10 protein-coding genes are annotated in these 12,909 nt (G+C 31.1%); 2 read left to right on the forward strand and 8 right to left on the reverse strand.

Annotated features, from left to right (window positions below; translation table 11 throughout):
- Nucleotides 1-167 precede the first annotated feature (167 nt).
- Nucleotides 168-1,355, reverse strand: a complete 1,188-nt coding sequence (kbl, locus tag NMK29_RS16740; protein ID WP_108802021.1) for a glycine C-acetyltransferase — start codon at nucleotides 1,353-1,355, stop codon at nucleotides 168-170.
- 65 nt (nucleotides 1,356-1,420) lie between these two features.
- Nucleotides 1,421-2,395: an NAD-dependent epimerase/dehydratase family protein gene (locus NMK29_RS16745; RefSeq protein ID WP_108802022.1), complete on the reverse strand. Its 975-nt coding sequence runs from the start codon at nucleotides 2,393-2,395 to the stop codon at nucleotides 1,421-1,423.
- A gap of 184 nt (nucleotides 2,396-2,579) precedes the next feature.
- On the opposite strand from NMK29_RS16745, the gene NMK29_RS16750 reads away from it, so the two are divergent.
- Entirely contained in the window at nucleotides 2,580-3,041 is a 462-nt protein-coding gene (locus NMK29_RS16750; RefSeq protein WP_027393087.1) for an Lrp/AsnC family transcriptional regulator, read from the forward strand.
- On the opposite strand, the gene NMK29_RS16755 is transcribed toward NMK29_RS16750, so the two are convergent.
- Nucleotides 3,038-4,351 carry a glycoside hydrolase family 1 protein gene (locus NMK29_RS16755; RefSeq protein WP_159092092.1) on the reverse strand — a complete coding sequence of 438 codons (1,314 nt, stop codon included), beginning with the start codon at nucleotides 4,349-4,351 and terminating at the stop codon, nucleotides 3,038-3,040. The two genes, NMK29_RS16750 and NMK29_RS16755, sit on opposite strands and share 4 nt — an antisense overlap.
- Nucleotides 4,352-4,670: 319 nt before the next feature.
- Here NMK29_RS16755 and gldA point away from each other — a divergent pair, with 319 nt between their 5' ends.
- Nucleotides 4,671-5,564, forward strand: coding sequence for a gliding motility-associated ABC transporter ATP-binding subunit GldA (gene gldA, locus NMK29_RS16760; protein ID WP_108802024.1), 894 nt, complete (start codon nucleotides 4,671-4,673; stop codon nucleotides 5,562-5,564).
- Nucleotides 5,565-5,582: 18 nt separating this feature from the next.
- Here gldA and NMK29_RS16765 read toward each other — a convergent pair whose 3' ends face one another.
- From NMK29_RS16765 to NMK29_RS16785, 5 genes are all read right to left on the reverse strand, one after another.
- On the reverse strand, nucleotides 5,583-5,987 hold the full coding sequence (locus NMK29_RS16765) for a response regulator (RefSeq protein ID WP_027393084.1): 405 nt from the start codon (nucleotides 5,985-5,987) through the stop codon (nucleotides 5,583-5,585).
- Nucleotides 5,974-7,899, reverse strand: a complete 1,926-nt coding sequence (locus NMK29_RS16770; RefSeq protein WP_159092093.1) for a PAS domain-containing protein — start codon at nucleotides 7,897-7,899, stop codon at nucleotides 5,974-5,976. The genes NMK29_RS16765 and NMK29_RS16770 overlap by 14 nt, the downstream gene beginning before the upstream one ends.
- 165 nt (nucleotides 7,900-8,064) lie before the next feature.
- The gene (locus NMK29_RS16775) at nucleotides 8,065-10,740 is read right to left on the reverse strand and encodes a PAS domain-containing protein (RefSeq protein ID WP_108802026.1); all 2,676 of its coding nucleotides are present in this window, start codon (nucleotides 10,738-10,740) and stop codon (nucleotides 8,065-8,067) included.
- Between the two features lie 308 nt (nucleotides 10,741-11,048).
- Nucleotides 11,049-11,798: a head GIN domain-containing protein gene (locus tag NMK29_RS16780; protein WP_108802027.1), complete on the reverse strand. Its 750-nt coding sequence runs from the start codon at nucleotides 11,796-11,798 to the stop codon at nucleotides 11,049-11,051.
- Nucleotides 11,795-12,889, reverse strand: coding sequence for an acyloxyacyl hydrolase (locus NMK29_RS16785; RefSeq protein WP_108802028.1), 1,095 nt, complete (start codon nucleotides 12,887-12,889; stop codon nucleotides 11,795-11,797). The genes NMK29_RS16780 and NMK29_RS16785 overlap by 4 nt, the downstream gene beginning before the upstream one ends.
- Nucleotides 12,890-12,909 lie beyond the last annotated feature (20 nt).

A 12,909-nucleotide genomic window follows, 5' to 3' on the forward strand; every position in this document is an offset into this window, starting at 1 on the left:
TTAGCTAAAACTATTACCATACAAAATATTTTTTCATTTTTTTCATTGATTCAAACCTATTATCATCAAATATCAAATTTTTAATAAGAATCAATGAAATATTTTAAATAAACCAACCTGTACAATAAGAATCTTTTAAGTTTTCACACACTAACAAACGTTAGTAATTATATTACTCCCAGCTCTTTACCTACTTTAGTAAATGCTTTTACTGCTTTTTCTAAGTGTTGTCGATCATGTCCAGCAGATAATTGCACTCTAATACGAGCTTTACCTTTTGGCACCACTGGATAGAAAAATCCAATAACATAAATTCCCTCATCTAATAATTTTGCAGCAAACTCTTGTGCCAGGGTAGCTTCATAGAGCATTACCGGAACTATGGGGTGATCTCCAGATACTATATCAAATCCTGCAGCAGTCATTTCTGATCTAAAATATTTAGTATTCTCCTCCAATTTATCTCTAAGTACAGTTGAAGAACTCAATAAATCAAGTACTTTAATCGAAGCCCCTACAATTGATGGTGCTACTGTATTAGAGAACAAATAAGGCCTAGACCGTTGTCTTAGCATATCTACAATTTCTTTTCTTGCTGCTGTAAAACCACCAGAAGCTCCACCAAGTGCCTTACCATAAGTACCTGTTATAATATCAATCCTTCCCATTACATCTCGATACTCATGAGTTCCACGTCCTGTTTTACCTAAAAAACCTGTAGAGTGACACTCATCGATCATTACCATGGCTTCATATGTATCAGCCAAATCACAAATTTTATCCAATTGCGCGATAGTTCCATCCATAGAAAAAGAACCATCTGTTACAATCAATACCCTTCTGGATCCTTTTGCCGCTTGTAATTGTTTTTCTAGATCCACCATATTATTGTGTTCGTACCTAAAACGCTTTGCCTTACACAATCTGATCCCATCAATTATTGAAGCATGATTCAACGAGTCTGAAATAATAGCATCCTCCGCTGTAAGAATAGGTTCAAACACTCCTCCATTTGCATCAAATGCTGCTGCATATAGAATACAATCTTCCATTCCTAGGAATTCTGCAGTTTTTCGTTCTAATTCTTTATGGATATCCTGAGTACCACAAATAAACCTTACAGAAGATAATCCATATCCATGAGAATCTATAGCATCCTTACCCGCTTTTATAACATCTGGATGAGAAGAAAGTCCTAAATAATTATTTGCACAAAAATTTAAAACATGTTTTGTGTTTGTAGTATCTATTTCTGCTCCTTGTGGAGTAGTTATTACTCTTTCTGATTTATACAGGCCAGCTGATTTTATATCATCTAACTCTTTTTGTAAATCGTCTTTAATATTTGAAAACATTATGGTATTCTTTATTTTATAATTTACTAATTAAACTCAAATTACAAGTCTATCAAACAAAATTTCTAAAATATTAGAAGTTCTTTACTTTTTGAACCTGTCTTATATTTCTGTTGTAGTTTTTCGATCATAATTTCGGTAATATCTTTAAGATCATAGCGAGGTTGCCATCCCCAATCTTTTTTAGCAGAAACATCATCAATTGATTTTGGCCATCTAGAAGCTATTTCTTGTCGGAAATCAGGCTTGTAATTTGCTTTAAAATTAGGGTATAATTTACGAATCTCAGAGACTACATCTTCTGGAGAAAAACTAATTCCTGAAATATTATAAGATGTTCTTACTTTTATATTTTCTTTTGGAGCTTCCATTAATTCTATTGTAGCTCTAATGGCATCCTCCATAAAAATCATTGGAAGCATTGCATCTTCTTTTAAAAAGCAATTAAACTCTTCTCCTAGTACCGCTTTATGATATATATCTACTGCATAATCAGTTGTTCCTCCACCAGGTAACGATTGATAACCAATCACACCAGGATATCTTATAGACCTAACATCTAAACCATATCTAAGAAAATAATATTGTGCCCAGTTTTCTCCTGCAGCTTTGCTTATACCATATACTGTAGCAGGGTTAAGGTACGCATCATCAGGTGTGTTTTCTAAAGGTGCACCTTCTCCAAATACAGCAATTGAACTTGGGAAAAATACTTTATCAATATCATTCTTTCTTGACACCTCTAGCACATTAAACAAAGTCTTCATATTTATATCCCAGGTAACCAATGGTGTTTCTTCTCCTTTAGCCGATAAAATTGCCGCTAAATGATAAATTTGGGTAATTTTATATCTTTCTACAACTTCTTGAATCCTATTCCTATTTGTAGCATCAACAATTTCAAATATACCTTTAAAATCCTCATTTTGTCTAAGGTCTGAAGCTATTACATTCTCTATTGTATACTTTTTTTGAAGTTCTTTTGTCAATACGGACCCTAACTGTCCATTTGCCCCAATTACTAAAACTTTTGTATCCATATTCCTCTTAAAATTTTAACACACAACAAGCATTATTCACTTACTAAATTAGCAAATACAACTTTTATATCCGATATTTATCAATATTTAAGTAATTATTCCTTTATATTAAATGTTATTTAGTTTTAATTACTTTTAAAGAGATATAACTCTCTGTTTTAAAGTGATTTTTAATTAACATACTATGGACCATTTAGATCAAACTGATATAACAATTCTTAGAATTCTTCAAAAAGATTCTAAAAAAACAGCTAAAGAAATTGCTGCTATTCTTAATTTAACACCATCTCCTGTTTATGAAAGAGTTCGAAGGTTAGAAAAACAAGGGATTATAAAAAAGTACGTAGCTATTTTAGATAAAAAACTAATAGACAGATCCATAACTACTATTTGTCAAGTGTCTATGAGATATCACAATGAAGCATTTATTGAAAAATTCGAAGAACAAATTCAAAATTTAGAGGAAGTACAAGAATGTTATCATATGGCGGGGCAAGTAGATTTTATTCTAAAAATTCACACCAAAAGTTTAGAAGAATACCACGATTTTGTAAAGACCAAACTTTCTAAAATTGAAAACATTGGAGTTTTAAATAGCACATTTGTTTTAAAAGAAATCAAACATTCATCAGAGTTCTATATTTAACCTGAACGATTGGACAAATAATCTTTAAGCCAAAATGCTGTTTTTTTCATTTTTCTATTGAGTGTAATTTTATCCATACCGATTATTCCGAATTTTGGAATATACCCTTCGGCCCATTCAAAATTATCGACAAGCGTCCAAAGCAATATTCCTTTTAAGTTGATTCCTAGATCAGAAATCTTTTTCATACCCTCTATAATATGCATGTAGTATTCTATGCGTTTAGCGTCATCTTCTTTTGTTGATAATGCCATTCCACATTCTGTAAGCCACAATGGTTTTTCTGAATCATACATCGAAAATCTTTCCAGAAAATATTGGGCTCCCTCTGGATAAGTTTCCCATCCCATAACAGAAACAGGCACTTCCCTTTTACTTGGTTTAATAGGAATACTACCTAAATAAGGAATATACCAAGCACTTTTAACCACTTCTCGAGCGTATGTCTGAATTCCCCAAAAGTCAAAATCAACTTTCATCTCTTCCATATCACCTTGTTGTACAAATCGCTTAATTCTTTTTACAAGAGGAAGTTCCTTCTCAGGATACCCTAAACCTAAATAAGGTTCAATACATAAACGATTCATTAAGGCATCAATTCGGCTCGCAGCACTCAAATCTTTTTTTCTATTGGAATGTGATTCAATTTTTGTGCAACTAATAGCGGTGCCAACTTTTATATCTTTCTGACCTTTTAAAACTCTATAACCTTTAGCCTGAGCTAATAAAATATGATGAATACTAGCACTAAAACTTTTAATCCCTCGCTTGCCAGGAGCGTGTATTCCTAAAAAATATCCTGCTCCAATACACACAATAGCTTCGTTAATAAGTATCCAATTTTTTACTCGGTCGACAAAATAAAGCTTAAGTACTTTAATGTAGTTTTCATAATCAGTAATTATATCTCGATTTTTCCAACCACCTTTATCTTGTAATTTCTGCGGTAAATCCCAATGATATGTAGTAATCCATGGTTCTATACCAACTTCTATACAATAATCAATTACTTTATTATAAAATGCAATTCCCTTTTCATTGATTGCTCCTGATCCATTAGGCAAAACTCTTGACCAAGAAATTGAAAAACGAAATATTTTTAAACCGATTTCAACTGATAAATCTATATCTTCCTTATATCGCTCATAAAAATTTGTTGCAATTTGATTGTTTGATTTATCCTTAATACTTTTTGATTTGTTAGTAAATGTATCCCATATAGAAGGACCTCTACCATCCGTATTAAAAGCTCCTTCAGTTTGGGCAGCTGCGGTTGTAACTCCCCAAATAAGATGGTCAATATTACTCACTGATAAATAAAATTCAAGGAAAGAATAGTTACTAATGCTTAAACAGGCTCTTCTTAATATATGGGTATATAATAAAGAAAATTACCTTTTGAATATTATAAATCACTTTGGTAAAAAAACGAACTATATTATTATTTATCCTATTAAGTAACATATATACTGGTTTTGATATTTAAAGTTAATAAAACAGATTCAACATATGTTTACCTAAATATTATCTAAATGTTATAATCAGTTTTTTAATTTTTTATTGGTTATCGATACAATAAATATCGTTTTATGTACTTTTGAACATAACGGGTAGTTATAATATATATTTATGTCAATTTCAGTTTCAAATATTACGAAGATATATGATAATCAAAATGCTTTAAAAGAAGTTTCTTTTAAAGTAAATCAGGGAGAAATTGTTGGTTTTTTAGGGCCCAATGGTGCTGGAAAATCTACCATGATGAAAATCTTAACTACCTATTTAGACCCAACTGAAGGAGAAGCTTTAGTCAATGGTTTTGATATACATACGCAGCCCATAGAAGTACAAAAAAGTGTTGGATATCTTCCTGAACACAATCCTTTGTATTTGGAAATGTACGTTAGAGAATATTTATTATTCAATGCACAGGTGTATAAAATCACAAAATCTAGAATAGAAGAAGTAATTACATTAACTGGCCTACTACCAGAGTCAAATAAAAAAATTAGTCAATTATCTAAAGGATATCGACAACGTGTAGGGCTAGCGTGTGCTTTGCTACATGATCCAAAAGTTTTAATACTAGATGAACCAACAACAGGTCTTGATCCCAATCAGTTAGTAGAGATCAGAGAACTTATTAAGTCAGTCGGCAAGGAAAAAACAGTTTTTTTATCTACACACATTATGCAGGAGGTGGAAGCAATGTGCGACAGAGTGATTATAATTAATCAAGGTGAAGTTGTCGCTGATAAAAACTTAAATGAAATGACTGATCAAATGGATCAACTCATAGAAGTTGAATTTGATTATAGAGTAGAAGAAGCTTTTTTATTAAAATTTGAACATATAAAAGATGTACAAAACATCCATGGATTTGTATATCAACTTACATTTGACACTACTACAGATATGAGATCAGCAGTTTTTGATTTTGCTCACGATAATGAATTGAAAATTCTTCAACTTTCAAGAAAAAATAAAGATTTAGAAAGTCTATTTAGAGAATTAACTAAATAGTATTTTTTAATAATAGTATTAAAAAGCACTTTCAAAATCATTCAAAACCTCCTTCAATTTTGCAACTGATATAGGTTTTACTATATAATCACTTACTCCTTCGTAAGATGTAGCTTTAAGAACATCCTCTGGATCAACTGATGAAGAAACAACATAGATAAGTATTTCTTTCTCGCAAGGTATCTTAATGAACTCATCCAAAAATTGCCATCCATCCAATACTGGCATATTTAAATCCAACAAAATAATATCTGGTAGCTTTTCCTTTGCCGAAATAATCGCTCTTAAATTATTTAATGCCTCTTGGCCATTTTTAAAAACCAATATTCCTTCACAAAAGTCAATGAGTTGCATAACCTTTTTAATCCCAAAAACAAAAATAGGGTCGTCGTCTATAACACAAGCAATATCAATTCTTCTCATATTTCATATAAATTTTAAAAGTTGTTCCTTGATTAACCGTACTAATTACTTCTATCTTTCCTCCAATTGCTTCTACTTGATTTTTAGTAATAAACAATCCTATCCCTCTTGAGTTTTTAATATTAGGATGAAAGGTTTTATACATTCCAAACAGCTTAGATCGATGCTTAACCAAATCGATTCCCAATCCATTATCCGCTATAGATAAAACTACATACTTCCTGTTTTTAACTGCACTGAGGGTTATATGACTTTTTCGTTCCCTTGATCTATATTTAATACCATTTGTAATAAAGTTGAGTAATATACTATCTAAATAAGCCGGTATGGCTAATACATCAATGTCATCATCAACTAAATTATTAATTTCTACTTTGGACTCTAATGCTATTGCAGAAACACCTCTTACGACCTCATCAATAACATCTTTAAGCTGTATTGGCACCAAACTTTTATCAAGCGAAGTATTTATTAAAACTACCTCATTTAAATGGGCAATAGTATCAGAAAGATTACTTGAAGCAGTTTTAAAAAGTTTAATAATTTCATTGTCTTCTATTTCCGGGTTTTCCTGTAAAAATAGATCCAGTAACATTTCAAAATTTCCTGAATGAGATTTAAGATTATGAGAAACAATATGAGCAAAGTTTTTTAGTCTTCTGTTCTGCTCTTCTGCTACTTTTAACAAAGATTTTAATTCCTCTTCTTTTTTTATCCTAGTAATATCAGAAACATGAATTATCAAACCACCTATTTCAATATCATCTGAGTACCAAGGGCGTAACTCCCAAGACAACCACTTAGATTTGCCACTTTTAGTTTCTATTTTCTCTTCATAATTTTTAACAACATTTCCTTTTAAACAGTTGACAATATTCGTTTTCCTTGCTTCACTGATTTTAGAAAAAATCTCATAATATGATTTACCAATAATTTCAATATCTTCTATCTCATACACTTCTAACCATTTTTGAGAAGCTGCTAAATAATTCATTTTATCATCTAGCATTGCAATTGCACTAGGAGTTTGCTCTATAAAAAGTCTATTCCTCTCAAAATCCTTCTTCTTTTTAGTAATCTCTTGATGAGATCCAACCATCCATTCAGGATCCCCATTTTCATCCCAACTTACAACTTTCCCTCTATCTAAAACCCAAATCCATTCACCATTTTTGTGTCTCATTCTAAACTCACACTCGTAAAAAGGTGTTTTTTTTAGAAAATGATCTTTTAAAAGTTTATTTGATCTATCTTGATCTTCTTTAGTTGAATGTTCTAACCAAGTACTCAAAGAAATTGGTTCTAATTCTGAAAGTGAGTATCCAATCATTTCTGCCCAACGTTTATTAAGAATTGTTTCTCCTGTTTTAACATTCCATTTCCAAGTCCCTAGGCCGGTTCCATCAATTATATGTTCGAAAAAAGCTGATTGAAGTTTAAGTTCTTCTTCTTTTATTTTAATATCTGTAATATCAGTATGCGCTCCTAACATCTTAACAGGCTTCCCTTTCTTATCCCGTAACATCATACCTCTACACCGAACCCATATAGTATGTCCTAACTTGTGCCTAAATCTAACTATTTGATCATATGGGAAGGTAGGATCTTCTGCATGGCTTGCAAAATTGGCATATACATTTTTTAAATCTTCTTTAAATACAATATCCTGCCAAGAATCTACTTTATGAGGCATTTTCTTGGGATCATATCCAAATGTAGTCCAATAACTGGAGTTCATCCATACGTTTTCTGGATCTAATAAATCCCAAAACCATAACCCATCCAGCGCTCCGACTTGTAAAAAATCGAATATTGAACTTTCTTTTTTAACCAGATCGTATAATTCTTTTTGCAAATAGTGTTCCCCGCTATCCAAAATTGGATCTACATCTATCTTTTTTTCAAGTTTCATTGTCTTATTCATTTTATTATAACAGAAGGGGTATGTAAGTAGGAATTTACTTAAAATTAAGGAAAATTCCCTTAAAAAATATGTTAATAAACCTCAATAAAATTATGGGCTCAACTTTATAAATACATCTTTAGATTATCCGATATAAACTAAAACTTTAAAAAGTTAATCTAAATTAGTTGTGATAGAATTATTGATTTTAACTACATCATTTAAATTCTTGATTGTATGCGAAAGTTTAGATGATGTAATTTCGAACATCTTAATGATTTCAGATTCTTTTGCTTCAGGATTTTCCTGTAAAAACTTCTCTAAGAGTCTTTCGAAATTACCCGAATGTAATTGCAATTTATGAGATACGATATGAGCAAAATCTTTTAAACGTATGTTTTGATCTTCAGTTACTTTTAAAATTGACTTAAGCTCTCTCTCTGCTTTTTTTATATCACTAATATCGGTGGCAACACCTAAATAACCTATTATGTTTCCTTCTTCTTTTATTGCTGTAATTGTAAGCTGTACTGGAAATTGAGTCCCATCTTTTCTAACATACGTCCATTCTCTAGTATAATATTTTTCTTTATTTGCTAATTCAATAAAAACCTTAAACCCTTCTTTATATTCACCTAATTCTGTTGACAACTCAACTTCAGCCATCTTTATCTCATCTTTTAGATGAATAATAATTGGACTTTCTTTCAATAAAAGTTCATCTCTAGAATATCCCAATAAATTTTCTGCTCCTTTATTAAATATATTGATGATACCTGATGTATTTGTACCGATAATAGCAACTCTAGTACTCGACTCTAAGACTCCTTCTAATTTTGCAAGGGCCTTATGCAGTTTTCTCCTGGTTTTTATATTTTGAGTAGTATCAGTTATTTGGGAAATGAAATAAAGTGGTTTTTGGTTTTTATCCTTCACCAAAGAGACCGATAACAATGTATGGACTTCCTGACCATTTTTATGAATATATCTCTTTTCTAAATGATAATAAGGTATTTCATTTTTTAAAAGTTTATTCAATAATCCTAGATCTTTTTTCAGATCATCAGGATGGGTAATATCCTGAAAAGTCATCTTAGTAAGTTTTTCCTTAGAATATCCAATCATATTACAAACTGCATTATTCACTTCAATCCATCTTCCATCTAAACCGATTATAGCCATTCCTATTGCAGCATTTTCAAAATTACCTCTAAATGCTTCTTCACTTACTTTAAGTTTCTCTTCAGCCATTTTTCTTTCAGTAACATCATGCATTGCTATAACTGCACCTTTTATTTCTCCATCTGCTCCTATTAACTGCGAACCATTAGTCACTACTTTTCTTGTAGGACCAATTTTAGGAATTATAGTTAGTTCTTGATCTTTTACATCTTCTCCTTTTAAAGCTTTTAGTAGTGGTATTTCTTCTTCTTTTAATTGCGTTACACCATCTTTCTTGTAAAGACCATAATATTGGGATAATTCCGTAACTGGAATAGATCTTGCTGGTAAACCATGCCATTTTTTCGTTGCTTTATTAAATAATGTCAATTTACCGTTTCGATCACAGGATACTATCCCAACATTAACACTATCTAGAATAGCTTCTAAAAAAACCTTACGTTCTTCATTAATAGCTTCTGCTTTTTTTAGTTTAGAAATATCAGAAGTATGCATTAAAACTCCTGCAATTTTTCCTTCTCTATTATACCAAGGTCTGAGTTCCCAGGAAATCCATTGTATACAACCTTCATTCCCTTTAAGGCAATCTTCTTCTTTTCTAAGAACATTTCCAGTGAGACATTCTTTATAATATTCGTTCCATTTTTCTTCCATTTCTGGAAAAACTTCATACTGTGTTTTTCCAATTATATTTTGACCTACAATATTATAATCTTCAAACCATCTTCTAGATGCTGCCAAGTATCTCATATTTGTATCAAACATTGCCATCGCACTTGGAGCTTGACTTACAAACAATCTATTTTTCTCTAATGCTTTTTTATTATCCGTAATATCAACCTGGGATCCTACCAACCATTCTGGATTATCTTCTTTATCCCAGCTAATTATTTTACCTTTAACCAAAACCCATATCCATTCTCCATTTTTATGTTTTAGGCGAATTTCACATTCATAATATGGAATTCGTTTTTCATAATGTTCCTGCAATATTTTGGTTGTTTTAATATGATCTGAAGGATGCATAAAGCTAACCCAAGTATCTAGGGAAATAGGCTGTAATTCTGCAAGTGAATATCCAATAATATTAGCCCATTTTTCGTCAAACAAAACCTCTCCTGTCCTTAAATTCCATTCCCAAGAACCTTGATTTGGCCCTTCAAGAACATCCTCATATTTTTCAACTAATTCTTGTAATTTTCCTTCAGTTCTTTTCAATTTGGTAAGATCTGTATGGGTCCCTAACATTTGAATTGGTTTTCCATTATGATCTCTTATGAGCAAACCCTTAAATCGAAACCAAACAATGTGACCCAATTTATGCGTATAGCGTAGAACTTGTTCATAAGACTGAGAAAGATTTTGTGATTTTTTTTCGAGGTTTTCTAATACTTTTTTAAGATCATCACTATTAATAACATCCCGCCAAGAGGTTATTTTATTAGGCATGTGTTTTGGATCATATCCTAAAGTATTCCAAAAACTTTTGCTAACCCACTCATTACTAGGTTTTTCTATATCCCAAAACCAGAGACCATCCAATACTGAATCTTGAATAAAGTCAAAAATTTTATCTTCCTTCTTAAAAAGTTGATAGAGTTTTTCTTTTAAAAAATTTTCGTTTAGGGGAATAAAATCTCTAGACGTAGTTTCCTCGCTATAGGCCATACAATTTTGTTAAGATTAAAATGTTTGATCAGCGGGGTACTTAAATTTACGCAATATCATTAACTTTTCATTACAGAAAAACCTTTTATTTTAAAAGTTAAAACCACAACAAAAATACACGCAAAAATGAGTGTTTTACTTTTAATCATAAAATACAAATAACTCATTAACAATTATTTATGTTAAAAAAAATAATCAATTAATTACAATTGAAAAACAAACGAAGTATAAAAAAACCAACAAAAACACGTTTTTTTAAAAAGGGAAAAATCCCTAATATCGATTACGATTTAAATAAAATCAGGAAATTAATTAAAAATAAGTCGGCCAGTAAAAAATTCATCAACCTCTATTATTGGAGGTGTATTTACAGAAATCACATCACCTGTACTTCTTATTTCACCTTTTATGGATTGTTGAGGATTTACAATGATCTTATTTGTTCCTCTATGTTTTATGTTCACGTCTTGAGAAATAAGTTCACCTCCTTCAAATCGACCTGTTCCGGAAGCAAAAGTAACATTCAAAGTCTCGACATTACCTTTAATAAAAAAAGAAGCAATATTATTACCGACAACTGTTAAAACTTCGTTATCGATCTCCATGGTAAAAGTTCCTGTTATATTTCCACCCTCATTTTCAAAAAAATCTTCAGCAAACAAAACCAATGAAGGATACCTTAGTACCCCATCAGAAGAAATATCAAATTGCGTTTCACTACGAATTTCAGTAATATTTGGAGAAGTAACAAAAACTTTAGTTTGATTAAAATCTCTTACAAAGTTACAATCATTACTATTACTTAACACTAAACGATCTCCTTCAACCACCGCGGATACTTCATCCAACAAATTATCACCTGTCTCGATTACAACAGAAGCTACCTCTCCTTCTTTTAGGATCAACTCTACATTGGGGTTTACTAAGATTCTTGTAAAATCAGAAACCTCAACCTCTTGTCTTATTATATCTCCTGTTCTTTGAAAACAGTCCAACGCATTTTCAGAATCACAGGAAACCAAACACAAACCTAATATTATTATGATTACTCTTTTCACAATCTATATCCTATTGAAAATTCTACTGCTTCTGCTTTAGCCGCATGAGATCTGACAGTAATTGATCCAAATATATTTTTATTAAAATAATATCTCGCACCAAAACGATTATATACTTGTCCTTCGAAATCATATGGATAATACACATAATATCCTAACTGTGTCAAAATCGATATCCTATTAATTCGTAATTCATGTCCTAAAAAAACACCAACTCTTTTCGAATCTTCATCTCCTGTAGTTCCGTCTTCAAAATCGCCAGTTGACCTAAAATCTATAAACTTTTTTAAAGCTTCTGAAAAGAATAATTCTGCTCCTAACTGAACACTACTCTTTTTATTCAATCTCTTATCCGCAAATGCTGCAATTGTATAAAATGGATGCTGACCAGATCCCACAACATCACTTTCATTAATTCCACTACGGAACATAAAACCGTAAGAAATAGGTTCTGAACCTTTAACATCTCCTTTTTCTTTTTTAATATATTCTGGATACGTACTATCCAAGACATAATTAAATCCCGCATTAAAAACTAACGTATTTGTGCTTTTATTAGGTGCTTTAAAATTAGCATTAGAATAATGAATTACCCCAAACCCTAATTGTACTCCAAGTCCTCCTATTAAGTTTTCTTTTTTTAGGTTTAACATTGCGAAGGTAGAACTCATAAAATGAGACCCATAGGCTACATTTCTAAAATTATCATCCTCATCATATGGATTTGTATTATATGCTAATCCTTGTCCAAGCCTAAGCATTAAAACTCGTCTAAAAAAATAAAAATTATAATGAGCGTAGAGTCCGAAGTTTTCTCCTAAAAACTCATTATCCATATCTTGATAAATAAATGACACTCCATAATCGGGAGAATTATACAAACGCTGCCAGTCTTTATTTCCAAAAGTTTTTCGGTTTATTGAAAAAAGAACTCCAGAAGGATGCCCAGTAATTAAATGAGAAATATCCGGATTGTGTTTCAGGATTGTTCCATAAAAATTATTGACATCAAAACTATAATATGGTTTATCTTCTTGAGATTGTACCAAATACCCTAGAAGAAAAAGTACTAAACAAAGACGTTTTATCATTCCGACAAATGTAAGATAGC

Origin of the sequence: Aquimarina sp. Aq107 (assembly GCF_943733665.1) — a bacterium.
Classification (GTDB): Bacteria; Bacteroidota; Bacteroidia; order Flavobacteriales; family Flavobacteriaceae; genus Aquimarina.